The organism is Amycolatopsis sp. FBCC-B4732, assembly GCF_023008405.1.
Classification (GTDB): Bacteria; Actinomycetota; Actinomycetes; order Mycobacteriales; family Pseudonocardiaceae; genus Amycolatopsis; species Amycolatopsis pretoriensis_A.
This window is the reverse complement of record NZ_CP095376.1, coordinates 5,829,500-5,845,492: the sequence shown is the minus strand read 5'-3', so window position 1 is coordinate 5,845,492 and position 15,993 is coordinate 5,829,500. Positions and strand designations below refer to the sequence as shown.

The window sequence follows — 15,993 nt, the reverse complement described above, 5'->3', positions numbered from 1 at the left end:
TGATGTCGATCACGACCATTTGGCCGTTGATGGCACCTGCCCGGGCCGTTAATGTCCCCAGCGGGCGAATGGGGCCGGCGGCTCTGTTCGTGGGGGCGGGTTAAACAGGGGGGAAACCTGAAATGCGTGCGGCGAGACGGCGATTTCGTGCTGCCCTGATAACGGTTTTGACGGTTTCGCTGGCGGGCGGTGCGTCGCTTGTTCCGCAAGCGCAGGCCGCACCCCGGGCCGCCGCGACGGCGGCCGCGTCCTCGAGCGGCGATCGCGCGAAAGTCCTGCGGCTGTGGCAGTTCGGTGGCCCGGCGACGAAACGGGACGCGGCCGCCGCGCTGGCCGGCACGGACGCCGACATCACGCGGTTCCTCACCACGCAGAAGGACGTCGACACGTCCATCGACCTGGACGTCAAGGTCAACCAGGTGATGGCGAACGGCGGCCCGGCGACGCGGAACGCGGCCCAGCAGGCACTGGACGCCAACAGCGACGCCGCGCTCGACACCTTCCTGGACACCGGCTGGATCACCCCGCACGGCACGGATCTCGACCTGCACGTCAACCAGGTGATGGCCGCGGGAGGACCGCAGGTCAGGAAGGCCGCGCAGAAGGCGCTCGACGCCAACGCGGAAGACGCGCTCCGGGCGTTCCTGGACAGCGGCTGGCAGGCGCCGTTCCGGGTCGACCAGGACCTCAAGGTCAACCAGATCATGGCGGCCGGCGGCCCCGAGGTGAAGAAGGTCGCGCAGCAGGCGCTGGACGCCAACTCCGTCGACGCGCTCAACCAGTTCCTGGCCATCGATCTGCCCGTCGCCCAGGCGCGCGACGCGGAGACGGACTCGATCGCGCAGCTGACCGCGACGGCGAAGGCCGCGTCGGTGCAGGCCGCGAGCGAAACCGACGTGGCGAAGCGGCAGTCCGATCTCGCGGTGACCGAGGCGGCCGCGGCGCAGAAGGCGGCTCAGGCCGCGAAGGACGCCGCCGCGGCGGCGCAGGGGCACGTCGAGCAGGCCGCGGCCGCGGCTTCCCGCGCGGCCTATGCCGCCGACCAGGCCGCGGCGACCGCGCGGCAGGCGGTGGGCGCGGCGAACGCGGCGTCCAACGCGGCGCACACCGCCGCGGTCGCCGCGTCGCGGGCCGCTACGGCGGCCTCCCAAGCGGGCCGGGCGGCTTCCCGGGCCTACGACGCGGCGGCGTTGGCGATCGGTGACCGGGACAAGGCCGCGGCCGCCCGCGAGGCCGCCCGAATCGCCCACGACGCGTCCTTGAGCGCGGCGGCGGCCCGGGATGCGGCGCAGAGCGCGAGAACCGTTTCCCAGCAAGCGGAGACCGCGGGCGGTCTGGCCAAGGACGCCGCCGCGCAGTCCCGGATCGCGGCCGACGCCGCGACGGACGCGGCCACCAGCTCCGCCGCCGCCGGCGCGGACGCGCGGCAAGCCAAGGCCGCCGCGGCGCGAGCCCGCGTGCAGGCCGACCGCGCGGCCGCGGCCGCGAACGCGTCCCAGGCGTGGGCGCACCAGGCGTCCCAGGCCGCGGGCGAGGCCGCCACGGCCGCCGACGCCGCCGCCACGGACGCGCACAACGCGGAAGTGGCGGCGCTGGACGCCGCCGCACACGCGGGCAACGCCGCGAACGCGGCGGAGCAGGCGACCCAGCACGCGAACGCCGCGACCGCCGCGGCGACCGCGGCCGTCACCGCGTCCAACCAGGCCACCCGGATCGCCCAGGACGCGCGCAAAGCGGACGACGACCGCATCACGCTGGCCGGCCAGCAGGCCGACGACGCGGCGAAGGCGGCGCTGGACGAGTACGCGAACCGCGCGCTCCCGCCGCGGCGGGACGTGGACCAGGCGAGCACCTGGAGCGCGGAGACGAGCCGGCTGATCGCCGAGGCGCAGGCGGCCGGGACTGCCCGGGCCACGGTGCTGACCGACGCGCGCAAGGTCGCGCTCGATCTCGCCGTCACCGGCGGCCCGTGGACGCAGGCCGCGTCGACCGCCGCGCTGGCCGGTTCGGACGATCAGGTCGTCGACTTCGTCACCACCGGTCTCGCGGCCGCCGCGGGGCAGGACGACCGCGTCGTCCTCGCCGACCTGAGCGAGGCGGGCACCGACGGGTTCAAGGCCGCGGCGGCGACCGCGCTGGCCGGTTCGGACACCGCCGTCCGGGACTTCCTGCGCAGCCGCGACTACCCGGGCCGTTTCACCGATGATTCGCTGCTGGTCAACCAGCTGATGGCCGCCGCGCGCACGGCGGGCCGGACGGTCGTGGTGCAGCAGGCGCAGCGGGCGCTGGACCAGAACACCGATCAGGCCCTGCGCGCGTTCCTCGAGGCCGGGCAGTACACCGCGCTGAGCACCGACGAGGACCTCAAGGTCAACCAGGTCATGTCGGCGGCGAAGGCGGCGGGTGCCCGCGAGGTCGTGGCGGCGGCGCAGGCGGCGATCGACGGGCCGCCGACGTTGCGGCACGAGTTCCTGACGGTCGGCCAGTTCACCGCCGCCCGGCGGGACCAGAACACCGCGACGCACAACGCGGCGATCGACGGCCTGCTCGCCCAGGCCGCAACGGCCGCCGCGACCGCGACGCACGACGCGAACGACGCCCAGGCCGCGGCCGCCCGCGCGCGCAACGCGGCGCAGGACGCGCAGAACTACGCCGATCAGGCGTCGGCCGCGGCCGCCCAAGCCGCGACCTACGCGAACCAGGCGCGGGACGCGGCCAACCGGGCCGCGGAGTCGGCGCAGCAGGCCCAGGCGTCGGCGAACACGGCGGCGGCGGCCGCGAAGGCCGCGGCGGTCTCCGCGGACAAGGCGAGCGCTTCGGCGGCTTGGGCGCAGCAGTCGGCGTACGACGCCGCCGGTTACGCATCGGACGCGGCGGTCTCGGCCACCATCGCCTACGGCGCCGCGATCGACGCGGGCAAAAGCGCGCAACAGGCCGCCGCACTGGCGAAGGAGGCTTGGCAGGGCGTCGCCGACAAAGCCAAGCTGGAGAAGCAGAACGCGATCAACCAGCGGACGTGGGACTGCAACAACCGGGCCGCCTGGGTGGCGCAGTCGCTGAACACCGACGACTGCATCAAGCTGTTCAGCGGCACCCCGGCCGAACAGCAGCGCATCCTCGGCCACCTGCAGCAGCTGTGCCGTCAGCTGAACGACCCCGGCACCGTCGAGCTGGGCAACTGCCTCGACCCCCGCAACCTGCTCAACGCCGAGTTCATGCCCGGCCCCGCGCCGTACGGCGATTCGGCGCTCGGGCAGTCGGTGACCGGCCTCGTGCTCGCGGGGCTGCTCGCGCTGATGTGCCCCGAGTGCGATCTGGCTTCGTTCCTCGGCAACGCCGAAACGGAACTCGGGCTGACCGGGGCCCGGGAGCTTTCGGCGATGATGGCGGAGGCGCTGGCCCGCGGTGACGGGCTGTTCAACGCCGCGGCCGCGGAAGCCGCGGCGGAGCTCGGCAAGGTGTCGGAAATGGCGATCCAGGCGGATCTCCAGGGCGCCGAGCTGGCCCGGATCGCACGGGAGTACGAGAACCGGTTCCCGTTGTGCACCGGCAACAGCTTCGCGGCGGGCACCCGGGTGCTGATGGCCGACGGGCGCACCGAACCGATCGAGCACATCGCGGTCGGCGACCACGTGGCCAACGCCGAGCCCGATTCGGCTCCGGAACGCCATCTCGTCGAAGCCGTCCACGTCACTGACGATGACGACGACTTCACCACCCTCACGGTCGGCACGAGCCATGGCACGCAGTCGATCGAATCGACCGCGAAACACCTCTACTGGAACGCCACAGCGCACGAGTGGACCGAGGCGGCGAACCTCGAGCCCGGGCAGTCGCTCGAAACCGCGGGCGGCGAACGGGCGACCGTCGTCGCCGGTCACCGGCATCCGGGCACCACCAGGACGTACAACCTGACCGTCAACGCGGTGCACACGTACTACGTGCTGGCCGGCGACGTACCCGTGCTGGTGCACAACGCCAGCCAGCCCGGGTGCGAGCCGTACTTCCGGGTTTACGGTCCCGAACAGAAATCGGGCATCATCGCGGAGGTGAACGACGGCGTCCTCACGATGATCATCGAGGGCGACGCGTATTCCCCGCGGGGTGGTCAGATGTTCGCGGACGTCATGAACCACTTCGGAGCGGAAAACGTGCGCCAGTTCGACGCGAAGTGGGTGACCAAGTTGCCGAGCAACCTGGACGCGTTCAACGCGAATCTGCGAAACGGCATGTCGTTCGAGGACGCCGCGGCCAACACGTTCACCGGCCACATGTGCGCCAAGTACGGGTTGACCAAGGTCACGGTGGACCGAAGTAAGCTGGTGGGCAGTTTCGGTGCGTACACCGACGTAGCACCTACGTTTTCCAGGCCGTGAGGGGAGCTCTTGTGTCGAGTGCGGAATCCGACCTGCGCGTGCTCGTGGCGGCGAAGACTCCCTTCCTGGAGCTCCTCGACCACCTGAAGGCACGGGCGGGAGGGGACCTCGGCGGCTTTCAGCTGGTGGCGATGCTCCAGCAGGAAGCGGGGATCTCCTTCACCGACTCGCGGGAAATGCTCGCCTACTTCGGGGCGGAGTGGACCCCGAACGCGGAGCCCTCGGTGATCAACGCGCGGTGGGACGCGATCGTCGAGGGCCGCCTGACCGGGCGGTGAGGCCGGCGCGGGCCGGGTGGTTAGAGTCTTCGTGCTCCGGCACGAGGGGGAACCATGGCAGCGCCACAGCACGATCCTGAGCTCTTCGACGAGCTCATGCGGAGCGAACTCCGCCGTCAGCCGATCAGCCGGTACGCCGTTGCCACGCTCGTCTCCGGGCTCATGGGTGGCCTGCTCGCCCCGGTCTTCGCCGTCGTCGCGCTGGTGCGGATCCGAAAGCAGCGGCAGCGCGGGCTCGTCCTCGTGATCTGCGGGATGGTCGCCTTCGCCGGGTGGATGGGGTTCCTCGGGTACAAGATCAGCACCGGGACCGCCTGGTGGCAGCAGCGAGCCGCACAGGGCGGGCTGCCCGAGGGTGGCGTGCACGGGTTCGACCTCGCCGCCGGGGACTGCTTCTGGGCGCCGCCCGCGTCCGGGGCCTCCGATGTCCTGCGGCGGTCGTGCACCGAGGGGCACACCGGTGAGGCGTTCGAGGTGCTTCCGCTCGGCGAGGGCCCGATGCCCGACATCCTCGACGTCTACCAGCGCTCCCTGGCCCGCTGCGAGGCCGACGCCCGGCAGCTGCCGGACGTGCGCGTCCAGGTCGTCACGCCGACCGCCGACAGCTGGAACAAGGGCAAGCACCTCGCGGTCTGCTACTACCGCTTCGCCACGGAGATGACCGCGCCCGCGCGGTGAATCAGCTCTCCGCCGGCTTGGTCCACGCCACCTGGACCAGCCCCGTCCCGTGCCGGCGCGACACCAGCGTCCCGCGGCCCGGCGGTTGCGGTGACGGCTTGACGTCGGCCAGCAGCGCGCCTTCGTCCTTGGTGCCCGACATGATCAGGCCCGGCGAACCCAGTTCCCGCAGGCGCTGCAGCACCGGCTCGAACAGCGCCCGGCCGGCGCCGCCGGAGCCGCGGACGATGATCACGTGCAGGCCGATGTCGCGGGCCTGCGGCAGGAACTCCAGCAGCGGCTGCAGCGGGTTGCGCCCGACCGTGGCCACCAGCTCGTAGTCGTCCACCAGCACGAACAGCTCCGGTCCGCGCCACCACGAGCGGTTGCGCAGCTGCTCCGGCGTCACCGACGGGCCCGGGAGGCGGTTGCGCATCGCCGTCGCGCATTCGCCGATCAGGTCCGTCAGCTTGCCCTCCGCGCCCGCGTACCCCAGCAGGTGCGGCTCCGGGACCGCGCCGAGCAACCCGCGCCGGTAGTCCGCGACGATGATCGCCGCTTCCTCCGGGGTGTAGGCCGACGTGATGCCGTGGGCGATCGCGCGCAGCAGCGAGCTCTTGCCCGACTCCACGTCGCCGAAGGCCACGAAGTGCGGGTCCGCCGCGAAGTCCAGGTACACCGGGCGCAACGTCGATTCCGCGATGCCCAGCGTGACCTGGCGGGACGGGGCCGCCGGCAGCGTGTCCAGCGGAACCTCCGGCGGCAGCAGCCGGACCTGCGGGGCGCGCGGGCCCTTCCACGCCTCGGAAATCCGGCGCGTGAGGTCGACGCCGCCCGAGCCGATCGTCTCCGGGCGCTGGTCCGAGTCGATGCGGGGGAGCGCCGCCAGGAAGTGCAGCTTCTCCGCCGTGATGCCGCGGCCCGGGCGGTCGGCCGGGACGTTGACCGCCACCTTGCGGTCGATGGAGGAGTCCATCGGGTCGCCCAGGCGCAGCTCGAAGCGCGTGCCGATCGCGTCGCGCAGCTGGGCGCGGACGCCGATCCACTGGTTGAGCGAGACGATCACGTGGATGCCGAACCCGAGTCCGCGCGCGGCCAGCCCGGTGATCTGCTCCTCCAGCTGCTCGTACTCCTGCCGGATCGTGGTCCAGTTGTCCACGAACAGGAACACGTCGCCGAACTCGCGGCCGTCGGTGCTCTCGGTGAACTCCGCGCGGCGCTGCCGGAACGTCGTGATCGACTCGATCCCGTTGGCGGCGAAGAACTCCTCGCGCTGTTCGAGCAACGTCGTCAGCTCGGCGACGACCCGGCGGCAGCGCTGCGCGTCGCGGCGGGTGGCGTAGCCGGAGGTGTGCGGCAGCCCGGCGATCGGGGCCAGCGCGCCGCCACCCATGTCGAGGACGAAGAACTGGACCTCGGCGGGGGTGTGGGTCAGCGCGAGCATGCCCGCGATGTCCTTCATCAGCGTCGACTTGCCGGTCTGCGGGGCGCCGACGATCAGCGCGTGCCCGCCCGCACCGGAGAAGTCGGCCCACATCATGTCGCGGCGCTGCTCGAACGGCTTGTCCACCAGCGCGACCGGGATCGTCAGCTTCCCGTTGCCGCCCCAGCCCAGCGGGCACAGGCCGCGCGCGGCGTCCTCGCCCAGCGGCGGCAGCAGCTGGTCCAGCGTCGGCGGCTCGTTCAGGGGCGGCAGCCAGATCTGGTGCGCGGACGGCCCGCGGCCCTCCAGCCGGGACAGCATCGCGTGGATGATCGTCTCGCCGGTGCCGTCGGCCTTCGGCGCGTCCTCGATCTCGGTCGTCACCGGGATCTCCACCGGGGCCAGCGAAAACGGCAGCACGCCGAGCTCCTGGCCGTCTTCGCGCACGACCGTGCTGCGCGGCGGCAGTTCCCCGGAGACGTACGCGGCCTTGAGCCGGATCAGCGTGTCGGTGTCGGCCTTCAGGTACGCCGAGCCCGGCACCGGCGGCAGGTGGTAGGCGTCGGCGACGCCCAGCACCGCGCGGCTTTCCGCGGCGGAGAACGTCCGCAGCCCGACCCGGTACGACAGGTGGGAATCGAGCCCGCGCAGCCGGCCCTCCTCCAGCCGCTGCGAAGCCAGCAGCAGGTGAATGCCGAGCGACCGCCCGAGCCGGCCGATCGCGACGAACAGGTCGATGAACTCCGGCCGGGCGGACAGCAATTCGCTGAACTCGTCGATGATGACCAGCAGCGACGGCAGCGGGTCCAGCGGGACGCCGTCCGCGCGCGCCTTCTCGTAGTCCCGCACGGACGCGTAGTTCCCGGCCGCGTGCAGCAGTTCCTGACGCCGCAGCAGTTCGCCGTTCAGCGCGTCGGCCATGCGGTCGACCAGCGCGAGGTCGTCGGAAAGGTTGGTGATGACGGCGCAGGTGTGCGGCAGGCCGGTCATCCCGGCGAAGGTCGCACCGCCCTTGAAGTCGATCAGCGCCAGGTTGAGCGTCTCCGACGAGTGCATCACGGCCAGCGCCGTCACCAGCGTCCGCAGCAGCTCGCTCTTGCCCGACCCGGTCGCGCCGATGACCAGGCCGTGCGGGCCCATCCCGCCCTCGGCCGACTCCTTGAGGTCCAGCTCCACCGGGCGGCCGTCCGGGTTGACGCCCAGCGGGATCCGCAGCCGGTCGCGGGCCGCGCGCGGTGCCCACGTCACCGCCGTGTCGGTGTCGCGCGGGTCGCCGATGCCGAGCAGGCCCGACAGCCCGAACGTCGACGACATCGGCTTCTCGCCGACGACCGCGGCCGGGGTGTGCAACGGCGTCAGCATGCGGGCCAGCGCTTCGGCGGCGCCGCGGTCGAGGATGTCCGGGCGGCCGAGGAAGCCGAGCCGCTGCTCGGTGGCGTCGCCGACGACCATGCCGAGCGAGTCGGGCGTGGTGTGCAGGCTCAGCAGCCGCTCGGTCGAGTACGTCCGCGGGTGCTCCTGCCCGACTTCGAGCACGGTGACGCCGAGCCGGCCGTCTTCGCCGATCAGCCGCGGTTCGCCGTGCGCGTTGCCGCCGTCGACGACCACGACGAGGTGCGGCAGGTCGAGCTGGCTCGCCGCGCGGCGGCTGAACGCGGGGCGCTCGCCGAGGTCCGCGCCGAGCAGCTCCGCCAGTCCCGCCGCCGAGTCCGCGGCCAGGCGCCGGGAGCCGACGGCGTCGGTCGCGCCGGCCGCCGTCGCGTGCGGCAGCCACTTCGCCCATTCCCAGTCGTGCTGGCGGTCCGGCGACACGCAGATCGCGACGCGCAGGTCACCGGGGGAGTGGAACGCGACGAGCTGGCACAGCAGCGCCCGGGTCAGGCCGAGCACGTCCGGGCGCCGCCCGGCGAGGGTCACCGCGGCGAAGGACCGCAGCGACAACGCCACCGGCAGGCCGTCCACGGTCGAGTAGGTGCGGATGAAGTGCTTGAGACTGGTGGAGCACACCGGGTCCAGGTCTTCCAGCGGCACGGTCTGCGGGGCCTTCAACGGCGTCGCCAGCCGCTGCGGCCCGGTGCCCGCGCGCACCTGCGCGAACTGGGAGTCGGTGGGCCGCCGGTCCCACAGCTTCCCGGACTCGACGTAGGCCCACAGGTCGGCCGGGTCGGGCTGGACGGCGACCATGGCCGCGCGCTGCCCGTCGGCGATGTCGCGGACCTGGGCGCGCAGCCCGGAGAGGTAGCGCTGGTAGTCGCGGCGCTCGTCGTTGATCTGCGCTTTCTTCGCCATCCCGCCGCGCCCGAGCGACATCACGACCATGCCGCCCATGGCGCAGATGAACAGCGCGCCGAAGATGTAGGTCATCACCCCGCCGTCACGTCCGATGTAGACGAACGACATCGCGCCCATGCCGAGCATCATCGGCAGGAACATCATGAGCTGCACCATCCCGCCGGACGAGCTCTTCGGGAGCATCGGCGGCGACTGCAGCACGATCTCGGAAGGACGCTCGGGGGACAGGCTCATGGGGCAATGCTCCAGCGGATCGGGGTGGCTCTGACCGGTATTTTGGCCACTTACCGTCCCGTCGCGGTGGGTACTTTTGCCGTCCGCCCGCTTCCGGGGACGAACTTACGCTCAGCCGGACAAGCCATCCGGAAGGAGACCCATGGCCGGCGAGTACCGGGCTGAGCCCGAGGCGATGCGCTCCGCCGTGGGTAATGTCGGGGGCATCCTGGCCCACGGCATCAACGCCGTGGCCGATCTGGAACGCCTGGTCGTGCAGCCGATGTCGTTCGCGACCTTCGGCAGCGCCGTCGCCGCCGCGAACGCCGCCCTGCACTCCAGCCAGATCACCGCCGTCCGGACGCTCCTGCAGCTGCTGCAGCAGATCAACGGGCTGGTCAAGGCCAGCGCGGACGCCTACCAGGCGGCCGACCAGGCCGCCGCGGCCGGCTACGGCGGCGGGCACGACGGGAGCACGGCGCCGTCCTCGTCGATCTGGGGCAACTCGCACGCGTCGGAGCTCGCCACCCTCGCCATCAACGACAGCGCGGGTGCCCACGGCGAGCCGTCGTCGGTCGGGAACGTGCTGCGCTACCTGGGGGACGCGCGGCTCGGCGGGCTCGGTGACCACCCGATCACCGACGCCCGGTTCCACGGGGTCGCCGACTTCAACGACTGGCTCGCCGGCGACGCCGACAACCAGGCGCGGGTCGGGCTGATCGAGGTCTACGCGGGCACGGCCCGCACCTTCTCCGACGTTCCCGGCGGCGTGCACAGCGGGGACGTCGTGGTGGTCGAACCACTGCTGTTCTCCGACCGCCAGCCGGTCATCGGCGTCGCCGGCGACGGCGGCCGCCTGTACAACCACGGGCTCCTCGACGCCCGGATCAGCGGGCTGGCGAGGGTCAGCGTGTACCGGCCCGCCTCCGTCGTCTGACCCTCCGCACCCCGAGACTCTGTGAGGTCCGATGCTGACTTTCCCGAACTCCAGCGCGATGGACGCGACCGCGTCTTCGGGCGGGCCGATCACCATCCTGCCGCAGATCGTCACCGGTCAGCCGGAGCAGATCGCCAAGCACGTGGTCGACCTGGTCAAGAAGGCCGAGCAGTTCCTGAGCATGTACTCCGAGCTCACCAAGGCCGCCGACCAGCTCGGCAAGATCTGGTCCGGCGCGGCGAGCGAGTCGGCGCTGAAGAAGATCTCCGACTCCTTGAAGCAGCTCGAGACGATCATCAACGTCGTGCAGAAGGGCGCCGAGCTGCTCGGCGTGTCCGGCACGCTGGTCAAGACGGCGCAGCAGGCGTACCGCTCGGTCGTGGCCGCGGTGAACCCGACGGTCGCCTCGCTGATGTCGAACCCGTGGACCTACGGCGCGGCGGTCGCTTTGTCGACCGCGACGAGCGCGTCGCTGCGGGCGTTCATCACCGCGATCGGCGCGCTGCTCAAGGCGCTCGGCGCGGTCGACCTCGCGCAGCAGATCACCACGCTCGCGCAGGTCATCGGCGAGATCGAGAAGCTCTTCCACCACGACTCCGGCAGTGCGGGCGCGACGACGCCGTCGATCGGGAACACCCCGGTGACGGCGCCCCAGTCCCCGCCGCCGGTGGCAAGCTCGGCCGGGCAGCAGGCGGTGGCGGGCGGGAGCGGCGGAGGGATCCCGCAGCAGCCCTCGTTCACTGACTACACCCCGCCCGCACTCGCCGGCTCTTCGCCGAGCTCCAGTGGCGGTGCGGCGGTGTCCGGCAACGGCACCCCGCTGAACCCGGCGAACAGCTGGATCGCCGTCGACCCGGCGCAGCACGGTGCGAGCGTGCCGGTCCAGCCGTCGCCGGTCACGCAGCCCGCGCCGGTGACGCAGCCGGCGGCGCCGGTGCACAGCGCCGACGAGGTCGTCATCCACACCAACCTCACCACCGGGGAGTCCACTGTGGAGGCTCCGGGCGGCCAGGACTTCGACCTCGACATCGACCTGGACTACAACGGCAAGCACTTCAGCCAGCACGTCGGCTACGACGCGGCCGGGAACTAGCCCATGTGGTCCTCGGGGGTCGTCGACGCGTCGGGGGTGGTCAGCTCCGTGCTGTCCGGGTACCGGCGCGTGCTCGTCGAGTGCCAGAGGCGCGTCACCGGTGATCCGGGGGCGCTGAGCGCCGCGTCGCAGCGGGTCGCCACCCAGGCTTCGACGGTCTCGGGCAAGGCCCGCGAAGTCGACGAGTCGGCGAAGACGCTGCACGCGGACTGGGACGGCGACGCCTACACCGCGTTCGCGACGGCGGCGGGAAAACTCGGCGAAGAACTCACCGACGCCGCCACGAAACTGGACGACCAGGCGAAACGGCTTGCCACCGCGTCGCAGCTCGTCCAGTCGGCGAAAGCCGCCGTGGACTCGGTGCTCGCGCAGTTCGACCAGTACGCCCAGCAGCTGACCGCCCAGGCGCGCGCGGTGAACTCCGGCTCGGTCGGCGCGTTCATCCAGGCCGCCCGGCAGCTCGGGGAACAGAGCGTGCAGGCCGCCCGCCAGGTCGTCGACGAGTTCTCCGAGGCGCTCGAAGAGCTCTTCCCGCCCGAGGGCACCCAGCGCCTCGAATACAAGCTGGGCAAGAAGACCTGGGGCCCGCTGGGCTGGCTGAGCGGCAGCCCGCTCGACGGGCGCAAGCGGCCCCGGACGGCCCCGTCGTGGTTCGGGAACTCGGGCTGGAAGAAGCTCACCTGGGACGGCCTCGAAGGCACTCGCGCGCCGAAGAAGGCGGACACGCCGTTCGGGCAGCCGAAGCCGGAGACCGTCAAGGACAAGCTCGGCCGCAACACCGAGATCACGTACTACAAGTTCAAGCACGAGCAGGACGGGCTCACCCCGGAGTACGACGGCAAGATCACTTCGAAGGGCTGGGACGCCGGCGCGTCCGGGCACACCGAACTGGCCGCGCTGAAAGAGGAAGCCGAAGCCAAGGGGGACTGGGGTCCCGCTTCGGCGCACGCCAAGGGCACGGTCTTCGCCGGTGGCGAGGCGAGCGCGTCCGGCACGATCGGCGCGCACGGCGTGGGCGCGCACGCGAACGCCTTCGTCGGCGGCAAGGTCGAGGGCGAAGTGGCCGCGGACGTGGCGGGCATCGGTGTCGGCGCGAACGGCACCCTGCAGTACGGCATCGGCGCCCAGCTCGACGCCCAAGCCGTCTACGACGCCGGGCACATCAAGGTGAACTTCAAGGCGGGCGCGGCCCTCGGCTTCGGCGCCGGGGTCGGCGCGAAGATCGACATCGACCTGCCCAAACTCGGCCACACCATCGGCGAGTACGGCGGCGCGGCCGTCGACGCGGTCGGCCACGCCGCGAACGACGCCGCCAACGCGGTCGGCTCCGCTTGGGACGACGCCGTTTCGTACGTGGGGCTGTGATGACGCTTCCCCTCGACTTCGTCATCCCGGACGGCTGGACCGCCGTCGACCCGGGCGACTCGGGTGCGGTCTTCGTCGCCGTGCACCCGGTGCCGGGCGAGGAGTTCACGCCGAACATCACGGTCAGCGTGCAGCAGCGGCCGGACGACGCGTCGATCGACGCCATCGCCGCCGAAGCCGTCGAACGGCTTTCCCGCACGCTGGCCGGGCTCGAAGTGCTGAGCCGGCGCGACGTCGGCGACCCGGCCGCGCCCGGCGTCATGCAGCTGCTGCGCCTGCGCACCGGCGAAGGCGACGAGCTGATCCAGACCCAGGTGCACCTGACGGTTCCCGGCGCGGTGCCGGCGGACCGGCTGGTGCTCGAGCTCGCCTGCACGGCCGCGCCCGCGACCGCGCGTCGGCTCTCACCCGGTTTCCAGCGGTTCGTGGGCAGTGTCCGCGTCCGCCAGCACGAAGGGAAAGCACAGTGACCGATCCGTACGCGGTGCCGGACATGGACGAGCTGCTCGCGCAGGTGCGCAAGCAGACCGAAGAGGTCCAGCGGATCCAGCGCACGGTCGAGGCGATGGAGGTCAAGGCGCACTCGCGCCAGAACGAGGTCACCGTCACCCTCCGCGGCGACGGCCGGTTCACCTCGATCGACATCGACCCCCGCGCGATCCGCGAGTACGACGCCCGCAACCTCTCGGAGATCGTCCTCGAGGCGGTGAACGCCGGGCTGCAGAAGCTCGCCGAGGCGTCGAACGCCAAGTTCGCGCCCGTCATTTCGGCCGCGAAAGAGATCTGATGACCGCTTCGATCACCGGGACGACGCGGCGGGTCACGGTGGTCACGCCGAGGGCCCGCGTGGACGTCGCGCTGCCGCAGCAGTCGACGTTCGCCGAGCTGGTGCCCCAGCTGGTCCGCCTGGCCGGGGCGGCCGGGCAGGCATCGGCGGAGCACCCCGGCTGGGTGCTCTCCCGGCTCGGCGGGGCACCACTGGCCCTCGGCTTGAGCGTCGCGGCCGCCCAGATCCGGGACGGCGAAGTGCTCCACCTGACCCCGCGGGAACGCCCGCGGGGTCCGCTGCTGTTCGACGACGTCGTCGATTCGATCGCGAGCGTCGCCGACACCTCCGGCGGCTGGAGCCCGTCGGTGGCCCGCCGGTCCGGCCTGGTGGCCGCGGTGGTGCTGCTGCTGGCGGGCGGTCTCCTGGTGCAGTCGGCGGCGTCCGGCAGCGTCCTGGCGCCCATCGGCACCGGGCTGCTGGCGTTGGTCCTGCTGCTCGGCGGCGGCGCGCTCAGCCGCGCTTACGGCGACGCCGAGGCCGGTGCCGCGGGCGCGGTCGCGGGCGTCGGGGTCGCGTTGCTGGCGGGGATGTCGGTGCTGCCGCCGCACCCGCTGTTCTCGCTGTCGGCGGGCCCGCTGGCGGCGGGCTTGGCGGCGGTGACGGTGTACGGCGTCCTGGCGGCGGTCTCGGTGGCCGACCGCCTCCCGTGGTTCGTGGCGATCACCGGCGCGGCGGGCGTCGGCGCGGTGACGACGGGCGTGGTCCTGCTGGCCGGCGTCTCACCCGCTTCGGCGGCCTCGGTGGCGGCGGTGCTGTGCACGGCGCTGGCGGCGGTGGCCCCGATGCTGTCCCTGCGCCTGGCGAGGCTGCCGCTGCCCCGCGTCCCGGACGACATGGAGGCGTTCCGCGCGGACGAACAGCCGTCGCTCGGCACGGAGATGATCGGCCGGACGTCCCGCGCGCAAGCCGTGTTGACGGGCTTGCTCATCGCGCTCGGGTTGGTAGTGCTGGCTTCTTCGATCGTGCTGTCTTCGCACGGCCCGTGGGAAGCCGGCCTGGCGGCGGTGCTGGGCGTGGCGTGGATCCTGCGGTCCCGGTCGTACGCCGGTCGTTCCCAGCGGCTGGTGCTCGTGGGGTTCGGGATCGTGAGCCTGGTGTGCGCCGGCGTGTGGCTGGTGGCTTCCGGGAACCGCACGGTGGTTTTCGCGGCGGGCTGCGCGGTCGTGCTGGCGGCGGTGGTGTGCCTGGTCTACGCGACGCGGGTGGCGCGGGGGCTGCGTTCGCCGTACTGGTCGCGGCTGCTGGACGTGTCCGAGTTCCTGGTGCTGCTGTCGCTGGTCCCGTTCGTGGGCATGATCGCGGGAGTTTACGAGGCCGTCCGCGGCTGAGCGGAGTTCGTGAAGGCCACCTTGAGGAACGTCACGTTCCTCAAGGTGGCCTTCACGAACTTCAGCTGTCCAGTGCGAGCGGCAGTGTCCGGCGGACCCCGGCGCCGTGCCGGCCGTGCAGGGGCACTGCCGCGGGCGGGACCGGGACCGGCGCACCCGGCCGCGCCCCCACCCGGATCGTCACTTCCGCCTTCTCGCGCCCACCCGCGGTCCGGGTCAGCGTGTACGACGTCGCCGTGAACGCCGCGCCCGGGACCGCGAAGTCCTGCATCCGGGCGGACCGGGGCGCGAAGCACATCTGCGGTGCGCCGCCACCCCACGTCCACGCCTTCCAGCTCTCGGGTGCGCCGGTCGCGGGGCCCTGGACGCCCAGCGCCACCCGCAGCTCCTTCGCCAGCTCCCCGGCCTCCAGCACCGTGCTCTGGTACCCCGCCTCGGCCAGCGCGCCCATCAGGCTCAGCGCCGCCGACGCCGTGCTCCGCAGCGCGCCGAGGTCGCCGCCGCCGCGGGCCAGTGCCGCGATCGGGGCCTGGTCCGGGCGGTAGCGGACCGCCAGCCAGCGGACGCGCAGCACCTGCTCGCCGCGCGGGATGGCCCACGTCAGCAGCTGCGCCGAAGCCAGCGGGACGTCCGTGCGCCGGTAGGCCTCGCGCAGGACGTCGGCCAGCGCGCCCGGCGCTCCCGTGCCCGGCGTCAGCCGCACCAGCGCGCTCCAGCTGCCGTCGATCTCCGCGACGCCGAAGCGGTTGCCCGCGCGGTCGACGTGCTGGCGGACCTTCACCGGCCCGGCCACCGACAGCAGCGGGTCCGGGCTGTCGCGGCGGGTGTCGTGGCGCCGGAGCCGGAACGCCGTCCACGTCAGGGCCCAGCCGGCCGGGTGCCGGCCGGCGAACCGCACCGACGTCAGCAGCACGACGAGCCCGGCGACCACGCTGACGACGATCCGCACCGGCTGCGTGACGCCGTCGACCAGCCAGGCGAGCAGGACGGCGATGGCCGCGAGCTCCCACACCGCGGCCTGCAGCGGCCGGATCGGCAGCAGCCAGGGCAGCGCGGCGGAGGCGGGCCGGGACGATGCCGGGCGGACGGCGCCGGCGGTTTCGACGGACACGGGCTCCCCTTTCCCCGGAACCCGACGCTACTGCCTCCCCAGATGTCGCGTGGGCGTAAAAATTACCCTCGCCGCCACGCGGGAGGGTGCT

11 protein-coding genes are annotated in these 15,993 nt (G+C 72.5%); 9 read left to right on the top strand and 2 right to left on the bottom strand.

The genetic code is table 11. The features are described 5' to 3' along the window. Positions 1 to 167: 167 nt before the first annotated feature. From MUY14_RS46965 to MUY14_RS25250, 3 genes are read left to right on the top strand one after another with little or no spacing between them, the layout of a single operon-like run. Entirely contained in the window at positions 168 to 4,376 is a 4,209-nt protein-coding gene (locus tag MUY14_RS46965) for a polymorphic toxin-type HINT domain-containing protein (RefSeq protein WP_281506179.1), read from the top strand. Positions 4,377 to 4,387: 11 nt separating this feature from the next. Continuing rightward, the gene (locus tag MUY14_RS25255; RefSeq protein ID WP_247012486.1) at positions 4,388 to 4,654 is read left to right on the top strand and encodes a hypothetical protein; all 267 of its coding nucleotides are present in this window, start codon (positions 4,388 to 4,390) and stop codon (positions 4,652 to 4,654) included. 54 nt (positions 4,655 to 4,708) lie between these two features. Beyond that, positions 4,709 to 5,332: a DUF4190 domain-containing protein gene (locus MUY14_RS25250; RefSeq protein ID WP_247012484.1), complete on the top strand. Its 624-nt coding sequence runs from the start codon at positions 4,709 to 4,711 to the stop codon at positions 5,330 to 5,332. 1 nt (position 5,333) lies between these two features. On the opposite strand, the gene eccCa is transcribed toward MUY14_RS25250, so the two are convergent. Next, positions 5,334 to 9,260, bottom strand: coding sequence for a type VII secretion protein EccCa (gene eccCa, locus MUY14_RS25245; RefSeq protein WP_247012482.1), 3,927 nt, complete (start codon positions 9,258 to 9,260; stop codon positions 5,334 to 5,336). A 142-nt stretch (positions 9,261 to 9,402) separates the two neighbouring features. Between eccCa and MUY14_RS25240 the strand changes: the two genes are divergently transcribed. From MUY14_RS25240 to eccD, 6 genes are read left to right on the top strand one after another with little or no spacing between them, the layout of a single operon-like run. Beyond that, entirely contained in the window at positions 9,403 to 10,176 is a 774-nt protein-coding gene (locus MUY14_RS25240) for a WXG100 family type VII secretion target (protein ID WP_247012480.1), read from the top strand. A gap of 31 nt (positions 10,177 to 10,207) precedes the next feature. Next, positions 10,208 to 11,269, top strand: coding sequence for a hypothetical protein (locus MUY14_RS25235; RefSeq protein ID WP_247012479.1), 1,062 nt, complete (start codon positions 10,208 to 10,210; stop codon positions 11,267 to 11,269). A 3-nt stretch (positions 11,270 to 11,272) separates the two neighbouring features. Next, positions 11,273 to 12,634, top strand: a complete 1,362-nt coding sequence (locus MUY14_RS25230) for a WXG100 family type VII secretion target (protein WP_247012477.1) — start codon at positions 11,273 to 11,275, stop codon at positions 12,632 to 12,634. Continuing rightward, on the top strand, positions 12,634 to 13,104 hold the full coding sequence (locus MUY14_RS25225; protein WP_247012475.1) for a hypothetical protein: 471 nt from the start codon (positions 12,634 to 12,636) through the stop codon (positions 13,102 to 13,104). The genes MUY14_RS25230 and MUY14_RS25225 overlap by 1 nt, the downstream gene beginning before the upstream one ends. Next, positions 13,101 to 13,421, top strand: coding sequence for a YbaB/EbfC family nucleoid-associated protein (locus tag MUY14_RS25220; protein WP_247012473.1), 321 nt, complete (start codon positions 13,101 to 13,103; stop codon positions 13,419 to 13,421). The genes MUY14_RS25225 and MUY14_RS25220 overlap by 4 nt, the downstream gene beginning before the upstream one ends. Beyond that, complete coding sequence (eccD, locus tag MUY14_RS25215; protein WP_247012471.1) at positions 13,421 to 14,791, top strand: type VII secretion integral membrane protein EccD; 1,371 nt, start codon at positions 13,421 to 13,423, stop codon at positions 14,789 to 14,791. Before MUY14_RS25220 ends, eccD begins: the two co-directional genes overlap by 1 nt. Before the next feature lie 61 nt (positions 14,792 to 14,852). Here eccD and MUY14_RS25210 read toward each other — a convergent pair whose 3' ends face one another. Continuing rightward, on the bottom strand, positions 14,853 to 15,902 hold the full coding sequence (locus tag MUY14_RS25210) for a type VII secretion protein EccE (protein ID WP_247012469.1): 1,050 nt from the start codon (positions 15,900 to 15,902) through the stop codon (positions 14,853 to 14,855). Positions 15,903 to 15,993: the final 91 nt, after the last annotated feature.

Coding starts and splice junctions, on each gene's coding strand:
- eccCa (WP_247012482.1), bottom strand. CDS start 9,260: ATGAGCCTGTCCCCCGAGCGTCCTTCCGAGATCGTGCTGCAGTCGCCG.
- MUY14_RS25240 (WP_247012480.1), top strand. CDS start 9,403: ATGGCCGGCGAGTACCGGGCTGAGCCCGAGGCGATGCGCTCCGCCGTG.
- MUY14_RS25250 (WP_247012484.1), top strand. CDS start 4,709: ATGGCAGCGCCACAGCACGATCCTGAGCTCTTCGACGAGCTCATGCGG.
- MUY14_RS25225 (WP_247012475.1), top strand. CDS start 12,634: ATGACGCTTCCCCTCGACTTCGTCATCCCGGACGGCTGGACCGCCGTC.
- MUY14_RS25235 (WP_247012479.1), top strand. CDS start 10,208: ATGCTGACTTTCCCGAACTCCAGCGCGATGGACGCGACCGCGTCTTCG.
- MUY14_RS25230 (WP_247012477.1), top strand. CDS start 11,273: ATGTGGTCCTCGGGGGTCGTCGACGCGTCGGGGGTGGTCAGCTCCGTG.
- eccD (WP_247012471.1), top strand. CDS start 13,421: ATGACCGCTTCGATCACCGGGACGACGCGGCGGGTCACGGTGGTCACG.